The organism is Streptomyces sp. NPDC003077, assembly GCF_040611095.1.
Taxonomy (GTDB): Bacteria; Actinomycetota; Actinomycetes; order Streptomycetales; family Streptomycetaceae; genus Streptomyces.
In genome coordinates, this window is sequence record NZ_JBEXNM010000004.1 from 147,415 (window position 1) to 163,876 (window position 16,462).

General features: G+C 71.5%; 13 protein-coding genes and 1 pseudogene. 10 read left to right on the top strand and 4 right to left on the bottom strand.

Features of this window, described 5'->3' with window-relative positions:
• The first annotated feature begins 295 nt into the window (after nucleotides 1-295).
• Together purN and purH are read left to right on the top strand one after the other, a co-directional pair.
• The gene (gene purN / locus ABZX96_RS04610; protein ID WP_355538041.1) at nucleotides 296-895 is read left to right on the top strand and encodes a phosphoribosylglycinamide formyltransferase; all 600 of its coding nucleotides are present in this window, start codon (nucleotides 296-298) and stop codon (nucleotides 893-895) included.
• Complete coding sequence (purH, locus tag ABZX96_RS04615) at nucleotides 892-2,496, top strand: bifunctional phosphoribosylaminoimidazolecarboxamide formyltransferase/IMP cyclohydrolase (protein WP_355537727.1); 1,605 nt, start codon at nucleotides 892-894, stop codon at nucleotides 2,494-2,496. The genes purN and purH overlap by 4 nt, the downstream gene beginning before the upstream one ends.
• A 108-nt stretch (nucleotides 2,497-2,604) precedes the next feature.
• On the opposite strand, the gene ABZX96_RS04620 is transcribed toward purH, so the two are convergent.
• Both ABZX96_RS04620 and ABZX96_RS04625 read right to left on the bottom strand, forming a co-directional pair.
• Nucleotides 2,605-3,192, bottom strand: a complete 588-nt coding sequence (locus ABZX96_RS04620) for a hypothetical protein (protein ID WP_355537730.1) — start codon at nucleotides 3,190-3,192, stop codon at nucleotides 2,605-2,607.
• Nucleotides 3,193-3,814: 622 nt separating this feature from the next.
• Nucleotides 3,815-4,639, bottom strand: coding sequence for an RDD family protein (locus ABZX96_RS04625; RefSeq protein WP_355537733.1), 825 nt, complete (start codon nucleotides 4,637-4,639; stop codon nucleotides 3,815-3,817).
• A gap of 584 nt (nucleotides 4,640-5,223) precedes the next feature.
• On the opposite strand from ABZX96_RS04625, the gene ABZX96_RS04630 reads away from it, so the two are divergent.
• The 3 genes from ABZX96_RS04630 (at nucleotide 5,224) to ABZX96_RS04640 (ending at nucleotide 8,144) form a co-directional block, all read left to right on the top strand.
• A complete protein-coding gene (locus ABZX96_RS04630) occupies nucleotides 5,224-6,078 on the top strand; it encodes a bifunctional methylenetetrahydrofolate dehydrogenase/methenyltetrahydrofolate cyclohydrolase (protein ID WP_355537736.1) in 855 nt (284 codons plus the stop codon).
• A 49-nt stretch (nucleotides 6,079-6,127) separates the two neighbouring features.
• Nucleotides 6,128-6,556, top strand: coding sequence for a DUF3017 domain-containing protein (locus ABZX96_RS04635; RefSeq protein WP_355537739.1), 429 nt, complete (start codon nucleotides 6,128-6,130; stop codon nucleotides 6,554-6,556).
• Nucleotides 6,557-6,926: 370 nt separating this feature from the next.
• The gene (locus tag ABZX96_RS04640) at nucleotides 6,927-8,144 is read left to right on the top strand and encodes an NADP-dependent isocitrate dehydrogenase (protein WP_355537742.1); all 1,218 of its coding nucleotides are present in this window, start codon (nucleotides 6,927-6,929) and stop codon (nucleotides 8,142-8,144) included.
• Nucleotides 8,145-8,594: 450 nt separating this feature from the next.
• Here ABZX96_RS04640 and ABZX96_RS04645 read toward each other — a convergent pair whose 3' ends face one another.
• Nucleotides 8,595-9,014, bottom strand: coding sequence for a hypothetical protein (locus tag ABZX96_RS04645; RefSeq protein ID WP_355537745.1), 420 nt, complete (start codon nucleotides 9,012-9,014; stop codon nucleotides 8,595-8,597).
• Between the two features lie 478 nt (nucleotides 9,015-9,492).
• On the opposite strand from ABZX96_RS04645, the gene ABZX96_RS04650 reads away from it, so the two are divergent.
• From ABZX96_RS04650 to ABZX96_RS04670, 5 genes and pseudogenes are all read left to right on the top strand, one after another.
• Nucleotides 9,493-10,488: a helix-turn-helix domain-containing protein gene (locus ABZX96_RS04650; RefSeq protein ID WP_355537748.1), complete on the top strand. Its 996-nt coding sequence runs from the start codon at nucleotides 9,493-9,495 to the stop codon at nucleotides 10,486-10,488.
• Nucleotides 10,485-11,783 carry a DUF2690 domain-containing protein gene (locus ABZX96_RS04655; RefSeq protein ID WP_355537751.1) on the top strand — a complete coding sequence of 433 codons (1,299 nt, stop codon included), beginning with the start codon at nucleotides 10,485-10,487 and terminating at the stop codon, nucleotides 11,781-11,783. The genes ABZX96_RS04650 and ABZX96_RS04655 overlap by 4 nt, the downstream gene beginning before the upstream one ends.
• A 314-nt stretch (nucleotides 11,784-12,097) precedes the next feature.
• Nucleotides 12,098-12,310, top strand: a pseudogene (locus ABZX96_RS04660) (helix-turn-helix transcriptional regulator); the annotation flags it as partial.
• A 705-nt stretch (nucleotides 12,311-13,015) separates the two neighbouring features.
• Nucleotides 13,016-13,498, top strand: coding sequence for a DUF2690 domain-containing protein (locus tag ABZX96_RS04665; RefSeq protein WP_355538044.1), 483 nt, complete (start codon nucleotides 13,016-13,018; stop codon nucleotides 13,496-13,498).
• Nucleotides 13,499-13,912: 414 nt separating this feature from the next.
• On the top strand, nucleotides 13,913-14,902 hold the full coding sequence (locus ABZX96_RS04670) for a malate dehydrogenase (RefSeq protein WP_355537754.1): 990 nt from the start codon (nucleotides 13,913-13,915) through the stop codon (nucleotides 14,900-14,902).
• Nucleotides 14,903-15,370: 468 nt separating this feature from the next.
• On the opposite strand, the gene ABZX96_RS04675 is transcribed toward ABZX96_RS04670, so the two are convergent.
• Nucleotides 15,371-15,871, bottom strand: coding sequence for a DUF1772 domain-containing protein (locus tag ABZX96_RS04675; RefSeq protein WP_355537757.1), 501 nt, complete (start codon nucleotides 15,869-15,871; stop codon nucleotides 15,371-15,373).
• Between the last annotated feature and the right edge of the window lie 591 nt (nucleotides 15,872-16,462).

The window sequence follows — 16,462 nt, forward strand, 5'->3', positions numbered from 1 at the left end:
CGGCTTTGGGTGAACGTACAAAGCGACAGGAAATGGGGACGGGGCGAAGCCGGGCACCCCGCGAGACGCCCGTCCACCCGCGACGCAACACCCACCCGAGGTCCGAAACCGAGCCCCCCGGCCACCGACGGTGCCCACCGCCCGCCCTCACCACGCGAGAAAGAACCCCACCGTGAGCCCCACCGTGGCGTCCTCCGCCTCCGACTCCGACCCCGGCCGCGATCACGGCCCTGGCCCCGGCCACGCTTCCGGCCCCGACCACGGTTCCGGTTCGGTCTCGCCCGCCCGGCTCGTCGTGCTCGTCTCCGGTTCCGGGACGAACCTGCAGGCGCTCCTCGACGCCATCGCCGACCAAGGCCCCCGGGCGTACGGCGCCGAGATCGTGGCCGTGGGCGCCGACCGCGACGGCATCGCGGGGCTGGAGCGCGCCGAGCGCGCCGGGCTGCCGACGTTCGTGTGCCGGGTCAAGGACTACGAGGACCGCGCGTCCTGGGACCGCGCGCTGGCCGCCGCGACCGGCGCGTACGCACCGGACCTGGTGGTCTCGGCGGGGTTCATGAAGATCGTGGGCAAGGAGTTCCTGGCCCGGTTCGGCGGCCGGTTCGTCAACACCCATCCGGCCCTGCTGCCCAGCTTTCCCGGGGCCCACGGCGTACGCGACGCGCTCGCGTACGGCGCGAAGGTCACCGGGTGCACCGTCCACTTCGTCGACGACGGCGTCGACACCGGCCCGATCATCGCGCAGGGCGTGGTCGAGGTCCGGGACGAGGACGACGAATCCGCGCTGCATGAGCGCATCAAAGAAGTCGAGCGAACGCTGCTCGTCGATGTCGTGGGGCGTCTGGCCCGTCACGGCTATCGCATTGAGGGACGAAAGGTAGTGCAGCCCCGATGAGTGAGATTGGCGCCTCCGCGACCACGGAGACCACGCACGCGCCCGGCGCGGACGGCACGCGGCGGGCCATCCGCCGCGCGCTGGTCAGCGTCTACGACAAGACCGGGCTGGAGGAGCTGGCCCAGGGGCTGCACGCGGCGGGCGTCCAGCTCGTCTCCACCGGCTCGACGGCGGCCCGGATCGCGGCGGCCGGGGTGCCGGTCACCAAGGTCGAGGAGCTGACGGGCTTCCCGGAGTGCCTGGACGGCAGGGTCAAGACCCTGCACCCGAAGGTGCACGCGGGCATCCTCGCCGACCTGCGGCTGGAGGACCACCGGCAGCAGCTCGCCGAGCTGGACGTGGAGCCCTTCGACCTGGTGGTCGTCAACCTCTACCCGTTCCGGGAGACCGTCGCCTCCGGCGCCTCCCCGGACGAGTGCGTGGAGCAGATCGACATCGGCGGCCCCTCGATGGTGCGCGCCGCGGCCAAGAACCACCCCTCGGTGGCGGTCGTCGTCAACCCGTCCCGGTACGCGGACGTGACCCAGGCGGTCGCGGACGGCGGCTTCGACCTGGCCGCCCGCAAGCGGCTGGCGGCGGAGGCGTTCGCGCACACCGCCGCGTACGACGCGGCCGTCGCCTCCTGGTTCGCCGCGGACTACGCCGGTGACGGCGAGGCGTTCCCGGACTTCCTGGGCGCCACGTACACGCGCAAGAACGTGCTGCGCTACGGCGAGAACCCGCACCAGTCCGCCGCCCTCTACACCGAGGGCCGCGGCGGCCTGGCCGAGGCGGAGCAGCTGCACGGCAAGGAGATGTCCTACAACAACTACACGGACACCGAGGCCGCGCGCCGGGCCGCGTACGACCACGCCGAGCCGTGCGTGGCGATCATCAAGCACGCCAACCCGTGCGGCATCGCGGTCGGTTCGGACGTGGCCGAGGCGCACCGCAAGGCGCACGCGTGTGACCCGCTGTCCGCCTTCGGCGGCGTCATCGCCGTCAACCGGCCGGTGTCGGTGGCGATGGCCGAGCAGGTCGCGGAGGTCTTCACCGAGGTGATCGTCGCGCCGGACTACGAGGACGGCGCGGTGGAGGTCCTCTCCCGCAAGAAGAACATCCGCGTGCTGCGCTGCCCGGAGGCGCCGCAGGCGCTGGCCGAGTTCCGGCCGATCGACGGCGGCGGGCTGGCCCAGGTCAAGGACGTGCTCCAGGCCGAGGGCGACAACCCCGAGACGTGGACGCTGGCCACCGGCGCACCGCTGTCCGCCGACGAGCTGGCCGAGCTGGCTTTCGCCTGGCGGGCCTGCCGCGCGGTGAAGTCCAACGCGATCCTGCTCGCCAAGGACGGGGCCACGGTCGGCGTCGGCATGGGCCAGGTCAACCGCGTGGACTCGGCGAGGCTGGCGGTCCAGCGCGCGGGCGAGGAGCGGGCGCGCGGCTCGTACGCCGCCTCGGACGCGTTCTTCCCGTTCCCGGACGGGCTGGAGGTGCTGCTGGAGGCCGGCGTCAAGGCCGTCGCGCAGCCGGGCGGTTCGGTCCGTGACGAGCAGGTCATCGAGGCGGCGAAGGCCGCAGGCGTGACGCTGTACCTGACCGGGACGCGGCACTTCTTCCACTGATCCCCAGGAGCGGGCGCCGCGTGCCCTGATACGCGGCGCCCGTACACGCGGCGGCCCCCTTCCCGACCGGACGCGGGAAGGGGGCCGCCGCATGGGGCCGCTGGTGGCTCAGTAGCGCGGGCGGTTGAACCACGCCGCGCCGTCGGCCTTGGCCACGAACACGATGATCAGAATGCCGAAGATCAGGTGGATGAAACCGACCGTGATCATGAACAGGCTGATGGCGATCGTCAGGGCGCCAAAAATGATCGCCGCTATCCGCACGCCGTTGCCGCCCTTGGCGAACTGCAGGGCCAGCACCATCGCCGCGGCGGCGTAGAGCACGATGAAGATGATGAAGCCGATCAGCACGCCCTTGCCGACCCGCAGCATCTCCAGTGCGTCGGAGGTGGAGTAGAAGTCGGTGGCGGACGCCTTGCTCACCAGGTTCAGCGCGACCACGCAGCCGATGAGGCCGATCAGGCCGAGGCCGGTCAGCACGAACAGGAACACGCGGGCGGCCTTCACCCCGCCCGGCATCGCCATCGGGAACGGCATTCCGCCGCCGGGCATCCCGCCGCCCGGCATTCCGCCTCCGGGCATGCCGCCCGGGTAGGGCGCGTAGGGCTGGCCGGGCTGCTGCTGCGGATAGCCGTAACCCGGCTGCGGCGGACCCGAGGGCGGTCCGTAGGGGTTGTTCTGGTTGGGATAGCTCACGAGCGGTTCCTTTAGAGCTTGTGGGTTATCAGCGATTCCGGGGACGACCCCGTGCGGGGCTTCGTCATGATCATGGGTTTGTACGGCCGCTGTCCATCCCATATGGACGGCGGCCCGGTGCCATATAGACAGCGGTCCGCCCCATAGGGATGCCGACTCGTCCCCCTATGGACGTCGGCCGATATCCGAGGACAACGCTGTTTTCGTCATGCTGCTTTGCGGCAGGGTGCGGAGCTTTGCGGAAGGTGCGGTGCTTTGCGAGGGGACGGCGTTTTTGTCGCGGCGACCGCTTCGGTATGCCGTGCGCGCCGGTTCGCGCCCGGCCGCACGGTGTGTGCGGCCGGGCGACGTTTGCGAAGTGACGGGGCGTTGCCCACCGTTCGCCGGAATGGGACGCGCGGAACGGAACGTCCGGAGAAGCACGTCGGGAACGGAGCGTCCGGAGCGGAAACGTCCGGAACGGAGTGTTCAGTACGGTCGGAACGGAGTGTTCAGTACGGTCGGAACGGAGTGTTCAGTACGGTCGGAACGGAGTGTTGAGAACGTTCGGAGCGGGACGTTGGGAACGTTCGGAGCGGAACGGAAAGGCACCCGTGAAAGCGCGGCACGGGCCGCGCCCGGCTCACTTCGTGCGGACGACGACCGTGCCGAGGAACTTGTCGGCGAACGTCTGCGACTTCTCGTCCCACAGCGGCCACAGGTAGCCGATGTAGCAGGGCAAGCTGTCCACGATGTGGCAGATACGGCGCACGACGGCCATACCGAACCCGAGCGGCTGCCCGGTGGCCTCGCTGACGAGCTTGATGTTCAGAGCCTTCTTGCCCGGGGTCTGGCCGGTGGAGCCTTCCTTGGCGGCCATGAACAGGAACCCGATGAGGCCCACCAGACCGGCCAGCGACATCAGGATGAGGCCGCCCGTCGGGGGCCCCGAGGAAGCGACGGTGGTGGAGGCGCTGCTGTAGGCATCGCTGATGCACTGCGGGTCCCCGGCGCAGTGGGAGGTGTCGGGGAGGACGTTCTTGACGGTCTGGGAGACGACCATCACCCAGCCCACGACGAACAGGATTCCCGGCAGCAGCCCCATGATCAGGCCGTCGATGAGCGTGGCCCCGAGCCGGGCGCCCCAGCTCGCGTACCCCAGCGACATGCCCATGCCCGGCATGCCACCGCCCTGCGCGCCGTAGGGCGGCGCGGGGGGCTGCTGCGCGTACCCGCCGGCGTAGGGCTGGGCGGGCTGCTGCTGCGGGTAGCCGTACTGCGGGTCGGCCGGTGCCTGCTGGGGGTAGCCGTAGGGCTGGGCGGCGGGCGCCTGCTGCGGGTAGCCGTAACCCGGCTGGGCCTGCGGCTGCTGCTGGCCGTACGGTCCCGGGGCGGGCTGGCCGTACGGGCCGGGCGGCGGGGCCTGCGGCGGTTGTCCGTAAGGATTGTTCGGATCGCCGAAACTCATGGGCGGGGGTTCCTCCGTTGTGTCAGTCAGTGGGGGACGACGCGGCGTACTCGGAGGAAGAAAACGTTCAGATGCCCGCCCCCGATGATGCCCGCGGCACTGGGCGGCAATCTTTCTAGTCGCGCAATATTATTGTCCAGTCAAGATCGGGATGTGTTGTGCAAGTGCAATGATCCATTCCGGCGCGCATTCCGCCGCGGGCCCCTCCGGACGCAGGGCCCGTAAGGCGCATTCACCGCGCGGTAAGCCCGTTCGGCACCCGCCGCGATTGGCCTGCCGGCGGGGTTCCATACGTGGCGTACTCCGCCGAATACACGCCCCCGTGGTGCGCGGTCTTCGCCGGTCCTCGGACGGGAGGGGCCCACTCCCCGTGCCGTGCGCGGGAAGCGCGGATTGCGGGCTTCTTCTCCAGGCGGTCTCCAGGGGGTTCCCCGGCCGGTTCTTCAGCGCGTTCCCCGGCCCGTTCTCCATCGGGTTCCCCGGCCCCTTCTCCGGTCGGTGCGCCTGCCGGGAGCGGGTGCCCGGCCCGGTTCCCCGCGCGCCCTGATTGGAACGCGGGTGCCCCCATCCGGGAGGATGGGGGTATGAGCGCCCAGATTCTCGATGGCAAGGCCACCGCAGCCGCGATCAAGTCCGAACTCGTCACCCGCGTCGAGGCCCTGAAGGCCAAGGGCGTCCAGCCCGGCCTGGGCACCCTCCTGGTCGGCGACGACCCGGGCAGCCGCTGGTACGTCAACGGCAAGCACCGCGACTGCGCCCAGGTCGGCATCGCCTCCATCCAGCGGGAACTGCCCGCCACCGCCACCCAGGAGGACATCGAGGCCGTCGTACGGGAGCTGAACGAGAACCCGGACTGCACCGGCTACATCGTCCAACTGCCGCTTCCCAAGGGCATCGACACCAACCGCGTGCTGGAGCTGATGGACCCGGCCAAGGACGCGGACGGCCTGCACCCGACGAACCTGGGCCGCCTGGTGCTCAACGAGCCCGGCCCGCTGCCCTGCACCCCCTACGGCATCGTCCAGTTGCTGCGCCGCCACAACGTGGAGATCAAGGGCGCGCACGTGGTCGTCGTCGGGCGCGGCATCACGGTGGGGCGCCCGCTGCCGCTGCTGCTGACCCGCCGGTCCGAGAACGCCACCGTCACGCAGTGCCACACCGGCACCCGCGACCTGTCCGCCGAGCTGAAGCGGGCCGACATCATCGTGGCCGCGGCCGGCGTGCCGCACATCGTCAAGCCGGAGGACGTCAAGCCGGGCGCGGCCGTGCTGGACGTCGGCGTGAGCCGGGACGAGAACGGCAAGATCGTCGGGGACGTGCACCCGGGCGTCGCCGAGGTCGCCGGCTGGATCTCGCCGAACCCCGGCGGCGTGGGCCCGATGACCCGTGCCCAGCTGCTGGTCAACGTCGTCGAGGCGGCCGAGCGCGCCGCGGGCTGACCCGGCCGCGACCCGTAACGGACCTGGACAGGGGAAGGGACTGGCAACCATGGGGGCCGGAGCGCCCGCGGACGGGACGTCCGAGCCGCGGCGGACATCGCGCCGCTTTCCGCTGATCACGAAGGACACCGCCCGTCCGGAGGGCGGCGGCCGGGCCGCCCCCGGGGACGCGCCCGCACCGGCCCGGCAGTGGCCGCTGCTGGCGGTCATGGGCGGCGTCGCGCTGGGGCTGCTGGTCGTGGCCTTCGACGCGTTCCGCGTCGGCACGCTGCTGATCGGGCTGTCGCTGCTGGGCGGCGCGGTGCTGCGGCGGATACTGCCGACGGTGGGGATGCTGGCCGTCCGGTCCCGCTTCACCGACATGGCGACGTACGGGGGCCTCGGGCTGGCCATCATCCTGCTCTCCCTGATGGCCCAGCCCGCGCCGTGGCTGGAGATCCCGTTCCTGGACGACATCCTGCACTTCACGGTGCGGTGAGGCGAGGTGGAGCGGGGCGTGGGGCGCCAAGACGCGGGCGTGAGATGCGGGCCGCCGAACGCGGGGTGCGAGACGTAGTTCGCCGGGCGCGGGGCGTGTAGCGCGGGTGTGTGTGGAGGCCGGGGCCGATCGGGGGCCCCGGCCTCCGTGTGTTCGGTGGGGGGATCGGCCGGTGGTCCCGGCCTCCGTGCGTTTGAGGCGGGGGATCGGCCGGTGGCTCTGGGGGCTTCACCCGTCTGTCGGACGCGTTCCCCCATCCGCACGTCAGGACTCCCAAAGAATCCCGACGTCGAGTATCTTGACGCCAAGATAAATCGACGAGTCGCTGACCTCGCCGATCAGCTGCTGTGCGAGAGGGACGTTCCGCCTGATGGCCAAGATCAAGGTAGCCAACCCCGTCGTCGAGCTCGACGGCGATGAGATGACCCGCATCATCTGGCAGTTCATCAAGGACCGGCTGATCCTGCCGTACCTCGATGTCGAGCTGAAGTACTACGACCTGGGCATCGAGAACCGGGACGCCACCAACGACCAGGTGACCGTGGACGCCGCCCATGCCATCAAGGAGCACGGGGTGGGCGTCAAGTGCGCCACCATCACGCCGGACGAGGGCCGGGTCGAGGAGTTCAACCTCAAGGCGATGTACCGCTCGCCGAACGGCACCATCCGCAACATCCTCGGCGGCGTGATCTTCCGCGAGCCGATCATCCTGAACAACGTCCCGCGGCTCGTCCCCGGCTGGACCAAGCCGATCGTCGTCGGCCGCCACGCCTTCGGCGACCAGTACCGCGCCACCGACCTGAAGGTCCCCGGCGAGGGCACGCTGACCATGACCTTCACGCCGAAGGACGGCTCCGAGCCGATCGAGCTGGAGGTCTACGAGTTCCCCGGCGCGGGTGTCGCGCTGTCGATGTACAACTTGGACGAGGCCATCCGCGACTTCGCGCGTGCCTCGTTCCGCTACGGGCTGGCCCGGGAGTACCCGGTCTACATGTCGACGAAGAACACGATCCTGAAGAAGTACGACGGGCGCTTCAAGGACATCTTCCAGGAGGTCTTCGACGCCGAGTTCAAGGCCGACTTCGACGCCAAGGGCCTGACCTACGAGCACCGCCTGATCGACGACATGGTCGCCTCGGCGCTCAAGTGGGAGGGCGGCTACGTCTGGGCCTGCAAGAACTACGACGGCGACGTCCAGTCCGACATCGTCGCCCAGGGGTTCGGCTCGCTCGGCCTGATGACCTCCGTCCTGATGTCCCCCGACGGCCGGACCGTCGAGGCCGAGGCCGCGCACGGCACGGTCACCCGCCACTACCGGCAGCACCAGGCGGGCAAGGCGACCTCCACCAACCCGATCGCCTCGATCTTCGCCTGGACCCGGGGCTTGGCTCACCGGGGCAAGCTGGACGGCACGCCGGAGGTCACGGCGTTCGCCCAGACCCTGGAACAGGTCTGCGTCGAGACCGTCGAGGGCGGCCAGATGACCAAGGACCTGGCGCTGCTCATCTCCAAGGACCAGCCGTGGCTGACCACCGAGCAGTTCCTCGACGCGCTCGACGAGAACCTCAAGAAGAAGATGGCCGGTTGAGGGCGGGCGGTGGGCTGGGGCCGTCCGGCCGCCTGAGGACCGTTCCGGGGCTTGCGTTCGTCCGGTTGCCTGGGGTCCGTTCGGCTGCCTGAGTCCGTCCGGTCGCGTGGAATCGTTCGGCTGTCTGAGTCCGTCCGGCCGCCCGTCCGAGAACGTCCGGCTGTCTGAGCTCGTCCGACTGCCTGAGATCGTCCACTCGCGCGGGAACGTCCGGGCCGGTGACGCGGTGGTGGTAGCGCGCATGCGGCATCGGCGTGCGGCTCGTGCCTGACGGTGCCGGCCCCGCGCGTCGGCGGCGGCCCGTCCTCTCCCCCCAGGTGGAGGACGGGCCGCTGTCCGTGCCGCCGTCCGCCGACGGGTCCGGCGGACGGCGGGCTCCTGGGCGGGGCCGGAGGGCGCCGCGACGGGCTTCCCGTGGCGGCGGGTGTTCCCTTCGGCCCCTCGCGCACGTCACTTGCAGGACGGGCTGTTGCGGATGTCGATCGCGTAGAGCCGCCAGCCCGGGGTGACGTGGTAGCGCGAGTTCGGCCGGGCGCAGCTCCAGCGGCGCGCGCCACTGCTGTGGATGCCGTAGACGCGGGCCCCGTCGTCGTTCCGGCTGTTGTAGACGCTGGTGGCCTGCTGGGACTGACGGCCGAGCCGCTGGTAGCCCATGTCCTTGTACGCGCCGACCCGTCGGCCGCCCTTGTAGAAGCAGACGTACGGCCAGGGGCAGGACGCCCTGTCGGCCCGCGCGCTCTGCTGGGCCTCGACGACCGGTCGCTGGGCCTTCTGCGACGCGGCGGCGCTGGGCAGCGCACTCGCCGTGATGAGCCCGCTGCCGAGGACGAGTGCCGAGGTGCTGAGGGCTATGTACTTCCGTGCGTTCATGAGAGTTCCGTTCCTCCCCTGAGTGGTTTTCCCCGAGTGATTTCCGCTGAGTGATTTCTTCGTTCGATTCGGGCGTGCGATTTCCGGGCGACCGGCGCGCCGTTTGCCGCTGTCGGCCGTTTGTGCGATGGAGGTGCGGTGCCGGATGGTCGTGTGCTGCTGACCGCCCGGGGTGCCGGGGCATAGGGGCGGCGCGGGGTGGACCGCGCCGCCCGGTGAACACCACCGACTTTGCCGCCCGCCGCGTCGCATGCGCCAGGGTCGGCGGGAGAACTGGGATCTTGTGGGATGTCCCAGCCTCCGACCTGCGAAGACATTCCCGCCGAGGACGCCTTCATGGGACGTGCGCGGATCATCGCGATTGGCCCGATCCAGTGCGGTAAATGTGAGGGCGGGAACCATGCGCACCGTCTCCGTCATCATCGGCAGAAGAAAGGGGCGCGACGCCCCGGAATTGCAAACGCGTGTGGGGTGGAACATGCCGCGTTGGAAGGAATTACCCGCGCCGCTCGATCACCGAGCGCGCCAACTTGTCGTACAAATGCGGCGCTTGAAAGATCACAGCGGATTGAGCCTGATCGCGTTGGCCGCGAAGACGGCGTACAGCAAATCCTCTTGGGAGCGGTATCTCAACGGAAGGAAACTGCCCCCCAAAGAAGCCGTGGAAGCCTTGGCGCGCGCCTGCGGCGCCGACCCGGTGCGGTTGCTGGCCCTGCACGAAGTGGCGGCGGCGGCCTGGCCGGCCGGCACGGGGCCGGGGGCCGAAGAACCGCCCGGTGCTCGTCCCGGCGGTGACGACCCGCAGACCAAAACGGTGGGATCGGGCGGCGGTGAGGGGGCGGACCCCGGAGGGCTCCTTGCCGACGGTCACGCCGCGGCGGACCGGGGGACAGGGGCGGGGGACGACCCGGGAGGCGCTGCGGAGGAAGGCGGCCGGGAAGCGGGAGCGTCCACAGGTCGGGTCTCCGAACCGGTCGCGGTTCGGGCCCCGGGGCCGTACAGGGGCGGAGCGGACGACGGGAAAGGGCGGGACCGGGCGCGCCGGCGGGGGGCGCGCGTCGGGACGCTGGCCGTCGGTGTGGCCGCGGCGCTGCTGGGCGGGGTCATGGGCGGCGTCCTGGTGGCCCGGCCCTGGCAGGCCGAGGGCGGTGGTGGCGACGGTCAGGCCGCCGTGCGGACCGGGGCGTTCGTCCACGAGCCGGGGCAGGCGTTCCGGTGTCACGTGCGGCGTACGCGCGGGGTGTTGTCCGCCGGACGCAGTGATACGACGCAGGCCCTTCTGGGTAATGGGGCGATGGGCTGGCCGGTCGTGGAGGCGCAGTGCCTGCTGCTGTACCACGGCCATGATCCCGGGATCGTGGACGGCATCGTCGGCGAGAACACCATGCGGGCCGTCAAGCGTTTCCAGACCGCGGTCGAACTGCCCGCCGACGGCATCGTGGGACCGGACACGTGGGGGGAGCTGCGCCGATGAACGAGGTCGAGCCGTCCCGGTCCGTGGAGAACGTACGGCTGTCGGCAGGGTTGCGGCGGCTCCGTCAGAGCACGGGGCTGAGCCTGGCCGCGCTCGCCGACAAGACCGTCTACAGCAAGTCGTCCTGGGAGCGGTACCTCAACGGGAAGAAACTGCCGCCCCGGGGCGCGGTCGAAGCGCTGTGCCGACTGGCCGGGGAACATCCCGGGCGGCTGCTGGCCCTCTGGGAACTGGCCGAACCGGCTTGGGCCGGGCGTGCGCGATCGGCGGCACCTGGTGCGCCGTCCAGGGGGACCGGCGCGGTGCCGCCCGGCTTGCGGGGAGGAGCGTCTGCGCCTCTTGCCGCCTCCTCGTCCGCCGCGCCCGCCTCGTCGACCACACCCACGGAGTCGGTCGCATCGGGTGAGGGTTCTCCCACGCCCGCGCGCCCGGATGGATGCTCCGTTCCCGGCCCCCGGCAGGACACGAAGGGGCCCGGGAACGCGTACGACCGGAGGCACGCCGACGATCGCGCGACGGTGGACGAGCCTCGAACGGCAACCAGCCCCGAGCCGGCGGCATCGGGCCGGGACATGGCACCGGACCGGCGCTTCGAGCGGCACCAGAAGACGTACGACGGAGACGACGCCCCCGAACCGGCGCCCACCAAGGAACGCGCCCCTGCCCGCGGCACGGCACGCGCCCGGGACGGACGCGACGGCGACCGCGGTGAGGCGCCCGGCCTCACCTGGCGCCGGGCCGTGCCGGTGCTGATGAGGGCGGTCGGCGGCAGGGCGGGTCTCGCGCTGGCCGTGTTCTCCGCCGTGGTGGCGGCGGTCGTGGCGACGCTGATGGCGTCGGCGCCGTGGGGCGGCGCGTGGTGGAACCAGGAGGGGAGCGGGGCGCGTTCGGGCGCCGGGACGCAGGCGGGCGGCGACACCGTGCCGTCGTTCGCGGTGCTCACGGGTTGCCAGGGCAAGGCGTGCGACGGCAAGAACCCGATGTCGATGTCCTGCGGCAGGGAAGGCGCGGTGTCCACCGTTCTGGAGCGCACCACCGCGGGGAACCGGCAGGTCCAACTCCGCTACAGCACGGCGTGCGGGGCGGCCTGGGGACGGATGCGCAGCGGCCGGATCGGCGACCGCATGGAGGTCGCCGTGCGGGGTGGCCCGCCGAAGGGTGCGGAGGTCCTCGACAGGTTCGACGCCGAGGGGTATTTCGTCACGCCGATGGCCGCGGTCGGCAGGCCGTCAGGCATCCGGCTGTGTCTGGATCCGGTGGGTCGCGCACCTAGCGAGTGCTTCCTCACGCGGTGAGAATCCGACGAAGCCCCGCCTGGTCCTTGAGTCCTGGTGGTCGTCGCGACACCCCTGCTCAAGGGGGGCGATGCACTCCCAACTTCCCAAGGACAGAGGGGGCGGGGGCGCGTTCGCGGGAGAGGGAGGGGCGCGCGTGTGGGGCGCGCGATACCGGAACGCTCCCGTGCGCCCGGCAGAGGGGAACTGGCATCCTGACAGCGGACATCCCTGTGGGGCGGAGGGGCGCAACGCCTGGCGGCGGGCCCCTGGACAAGCAGCGGCAAGATCACTGATCGGCGCAGGCCACGCGTACAGGGCAAGAGGGGGAGGCTATGCCTCGTTGGAGGGCGCTACCGGAAGAACTCGATCCGCAGGTACGGGAGTTCACCACCCAGCTGCGCAGGCTCGTGGAACGCAGCGGGTTCAGTGTGGCCACCGTCGCGGACCGCACCGGCTACAGCAAGACATCGTGGGAGCGGTACCTCAATGGCCGGTTACTGCCGCCGCAGCGCGCGGTGGTCGCACTGTCGGAGGTGACCGGCGCCAATACGGGCCACCTGACGACGATGTGGGAGCTGGCCGAGCGGGCCTGGAGCCGGTCGGAGATGCGGCACGACGTGACCATGGAGGCCATACGGGTGGCGCAGGCGCGCGCCGCTCTGGGGGAGTTCGGGCCCGCACCGGGTGATCCAAAGGGCAAGGGGAAGGGGAAGTGGTCCAAAGGGCGAGCGAAGGAGGGCCGTTCATCCGAGCCCCCTGACCCGTCCGCGGGATCCTCAACGCCCTCCTTCCAGGCCGGGACGGCTTCTCCTGCTTCTTCGGCCGGGGCGGCGCCGCCCGGCGCGGGCTCGTTACCGGCCGCGGACGCCGGGACTTCCGGGTCGCCCGGGCCGTCCGCCCCGTCCGCGCCGTCCGCGTCGGCTCCGCGCCCGGCGTCGCCTTCTTCGTCACCCTCTGGCGCCTCGCCTTCCTCGCCTTCCTCTCCTTCCTCTCCGTCGGCGTCCTCGGCACCGCCTCCGGTGCCCTCACCCCCGCCGGTGGGCCGTTCGACGGCGGGTGGGGCGGGAGCCGCGCGGCCCGCGTCGTGGCCCGCGGTCTCGGTTCCTTCGGGCATGGCGTCCGGTGATGGCGGGCGGTCGCCCGGAGGGCCGCCGGGAGCCCCGTCCGGAGGGGGCGCCGGGGCCTCATGGGGCGCGGCGGCGGAGCAACCAGGCGAGGTGGAACGGCAGCGAAGGCGGTACCGCCTCACGATGTTCCTCGCCGGAATCGTGGGGGCGCTGCTCGTCATCGCCGCCGGCGTTCTGCTGCTGGACCTGCGCGGGGACGACGAGGGCCGGAAGGCGGCGCCCGCGCCGTCGCCCTCCCAGAGCAAGCGGGCCGATCTGCCGGCCGGGGTGAAGTGCGAGGGCACCGGTTGCGCGGGCAAAGACCCGGAGGAGATGGGGTGCGGCGGCCGGCACGCCACCAGCCCGTCCCGGGGGCTGGCGGGCGGCACGCTCGTGGAAGTCCGGTACAGCAAGGTTTGCCGCACGGCCTGGGCCCGGATCACCGGCGGTTCACTCGGCGACGCCGCCACCATCACCTCCGCGGGCCGCAGCGAGACGGCCACGTCGGGGCGGGACGGCGACGCGTACACGGCCATGGTGCCGGTGACCGGCGACCCGAAGAAGGTCAAGGCCTGCGGTACGACCGCCGCGGGCGTGAAGGGGTGTACGAAGCCGGCGGCCGGGTAGGGGCGGGCGGTCGGAGTCGCGGGCGCGCGGGCCAGGCGCTGACGGCCTGCCGCTGTGCAGGCGTGGCGTCGCGCAGGCGTGCCGCTGTGCAGGCGTGGCGCTGGGCGGTGCGCTGTCCGGGGGCGGGGCGTCCGTGCCTGGTCTGTCTTGTCCAGTCAGGCACGGAAGGGGAGGGGCGAGGGACCGGGGCACGCCCCACCGGAAGGCCCGTCAGGACACACGCACCGCGAGAGGCGAGCCGGCCTCCGGTGAGCCTTGCCACACCGGCCCGGGGCCTCGGCCCGGCGGCCGTCCGATAGCCTGGCCGCCGAATCTCTTGATACCAAGAGATCTCGGTAAATGGGCAGGGCCACCTTTCGCCGGCAATGGGGTAAGAGGGGCTTGCCCCCGGAAAACAGCGCGCAGGAGATCGCCATGACCCGCACTCCCGTCAATGTCACCGTCACCGGCGCCGCCGGCCAGATCGGTTACGCCCTCCTCTTCCGCATCGCCTCCGGTCACCTCCTCGGCGCGGACGTGCCGGTCAAGCTGCGCCTCCTGGAGATCCCCCAGGGCCTGAAGGCCGCCGAGGGCACCGCCATGGAACTCGACGACTGCGCCTTCCCGCTGCTGCGCGGCATCGACATCACCGACGACCCGAACGTGGCCTTCGACGGCGCCAACGTCGCGCTGCTCGTCGGCGCCCGCCCCCGTACGAAGGGCATGGAGCGCGGTGACCTGCTGGAGGCCAACGGCGGCATCTTCAAGCCGCAGGGCCAGGCCATCAATGCGCACGCCGCGGACGACATCAAGGTGCTGGTGGTCGGCAACCCGGCCAACACCAACGCGCTCATCGCCCAGGCCGCCGCGCCGGACGTGCCGCGCGACCGCTTCACCGCGATGACCCGCCTGGACCACAACCGCGCCATCTCCCAGCTCGCGCAGAAGACCGGCGCCCAGGTTTCGGACATCCGCCGCCTGACCATCTGGGGCAACCACTCCGCCACCCAGTACCCGGACATCTTCCACGCCGAGGTCGCCGGCAAGAACGCCGCCGAGGTCGTCAACGACCAGGCCTGGCTGGCCGACACCTTCATCCCCACCGTGGCCAAGCGCGGTGCCGCGATCATCGAGGCCCGTGGCGCCTCCTCGGCGGCCTCCGCCGCCAACGCCGCCATCGACCACGTCCACACCTGGGTCAACGGCACCGCGGACGGCGACTGGACCTCCATGGGTATCCCGTCGGACGGTTCCTACGGCGTGCCCGAGGGCCTCATCTCGTCCTTCCCGGTCACCACCAAGGACGGCAAGTACGAGATCGTCCAGGGCCTGGAGATCAACGAGTTCTCGCGCGAGCGCATCGACGCGTCGGTGCGTGAGCTGGAGGAGGAGCGGGAGGCCGTCCGCGCCCTCGGCCTGATCTGACCGACCGGTGACCGGGGGCGGGCCTCCCGTCCGCGCTCCGGCTGGGGCCGCCGCCCTTCCTCACCAGGCACGCCGCCGTTTCTTCCCGGACGGCCGGCTCGCCTTCCGACCCGAGCCCGTACAGCACCGCGAGGTCTGTACGGGCTCGGGTCGTTCCGGTTGAGGCGCGGCGGTGCATATCCGCGTCACCCGCGTTGTCCACAGCCCTCGGCGCGGTGGTCCCGTCCGTGCCTACGCTGCGTTTCCCGCGACGCTTCAGTCGCGGACAGACCATGTGGGCAGGGGGGGACGAGTGGGGGCATACCAGCGGACGGCACCACGACAACCGGAGGGCGGCGGCCCGGACCGGGGCTCCGAGCGAGGCCCGGACCGAGGCTCCGACCGAACCGGTCGAACCGGTCGAACCAGCCGGACCGGCCGAACCGGCGGCGGTGCCGGTCGTCCAGGCCGACGACGACCCGCCCGGCGTCAGCCCCGGTGCACGATCAGCGCCCACGTCAGGCAGCCGAGCGCGGCGGTGTTGAGGAGCGTCCGCACGACGTTCCAGCGGACCCAGCGCTCCTCGAAGTCGGCCCGCACCTGCGCCAGTTCGGAGTCGGGTAGGCGGCCCGGGTCGCCGGCGGCGTCGAGCCGGTTGTTGAGCGGGATGTTGACCACGCGGGTGATCACCAGGACGGCCACGTACAGGACGAGCGAGGCGAGGATCCAGGGCAGCGCGGACCGCCCGTCGTCCCGCAGGTGCAGCGCCGCGGCGACCGCCGTGAACACGGGCGTACCGGCGAAGACGAGGGCGAACCATCCATTGAGGATCGCCCTGTTGATGTGGCGCGTCGCCGTGACGAAGGTGCGGTCGTCGGCCCGGCGGAGCCCGGGCATGACGGCGCGCGAGAAGGCGAAGAAGAGGCCCGCGGCGAGCCCTGTCGTGATGGTGGCCACGACCAGCGCGGCGGTGCTGAACGACTCGTACATCTTTGGTGTTTCCTCCCCTTGCCCATGGTGGCCCGGCGGCACGCCGAAGCCCTCCCCTGCCATGGTCCGTGCGGTCGGTCGTCCGGTTCCCCGGCCGGTGGTGCCTCCTGTCGTCCGTCGAACGGAGACGGAAGGCGCTCCGGCCCCCTGTCGGAGCGGAAACCACGGCGCGGGACCGCTGCGAGATCCTACGAACGCCCCTCCTGCCCTGTCGTCGCCTACCGGCTGTGCGGCCCTGGAGCAGATGAGTCGATCAGGCCTGGGGCGGATGAGACGAGCGGCCCTGGGATCGACGAGTTGTCCGGTCCCGGGGCGGATGAGACGAGCGAGCCTCTCGCAGCTGAGACGCGCGGTGCTCGGCCGGATGAGCCGCGAGGATATCGGGCGGTCGGGACGCGCGGACATCGGCCGCAGGGACGATTTCCCCTGGCTGGGGAAACGCTGGAGTAAGCCCCCTCGCCTTCACGGACGCCACCCGGAACCGGATCGCCGTCAGCACGGGCAAGGCCCCGGCCGTCGTCCACCGAGCCCGGGGCCCCGGTCGCCACCCGTTCGGAGCAAGCGGGGGAGGGGCGCGAAGACCCGAGATGG

Bases quoted from the DNA above. Each gene is read 5' to 3' on its own strand.
- ABZX96_RS04655 (WP_355537751.1), top strand. From the start codon at position 10,485: ATGAACGAGGTCGAGCCGTCCCGGTCCGTGGAGAACGTACGGCTGTCG.
- ABZX96_RS04625 (WP_355537733.1), bottom strand. From the start codon at position 4,639: ATGAGTTTCGGCGATCCGAACAATCCTTACGGACAACCGCCGCAGGCC.
- ABZX96_RS04665 (WP_355538044.1), top strand. From the start codon at position 13,016: ATGTTCCTCGCCGGAATCGTGGGGGCGCTGCTCGTCATCGCCGCCGGC.
- ABZX96_RS04670 (WP_355537754.1), top strand. From the start codon at position 13,913: ATGACCCGCACTCCCGTCAATGTCACCGTCACCGGCGCCGCCGGCCAG.
- ABZX96_RS04635 (WP_355537739.1), top strand. From the start codon at position 6,128: ATGGGGGCCGGAGCGCCCGCGGACGGGACGTCCGAGCCGCGGCGGACA.
- ABZX96_RS04645 (WP_355537745.1), bottom strand. From the start codon at position 9,014: ATGAACGCACGGAAGTACATAGCCCTCAGCACCTCGGCACTCGTCCTC.
- ABZX96_RS04675 (WP_355537757.1), bottom strand. From the start codon at position 15,871: ATGTACGAGTCGTTCAGCACCGCCGCGCTGGTCGTGGCCACCATCACG.
- ABZX96_RS04650 (WP_355537748.1), top strand. From the start codon at position 9,493: ATGCCGCGTTGGAAGGAATTACCCGCGCCGCTCGATCACCGAGCGCGC.
- ABZX96_RS04630 (WP_355537736.1), top strand. From the start codon at position 5,224: ATGAGCGCCCAGATTCTCGATGGCAAGGCCACCGCAGCCGCGATCAAG.
- ABZX96_RS04640 (WP_355537742.1), top strand. From the start codon at position 6,927: ATGGCCAAGATCAAGGTAGCCAACCCCGTCGTCGAGCTCGACGGCGAT.
- purH (WP_355537727.1), top strand. From the start codon at position 892: ATGAGTGAGATTGGCGCCTCCGCGACCACGGAGACCACGCACGCGCCC.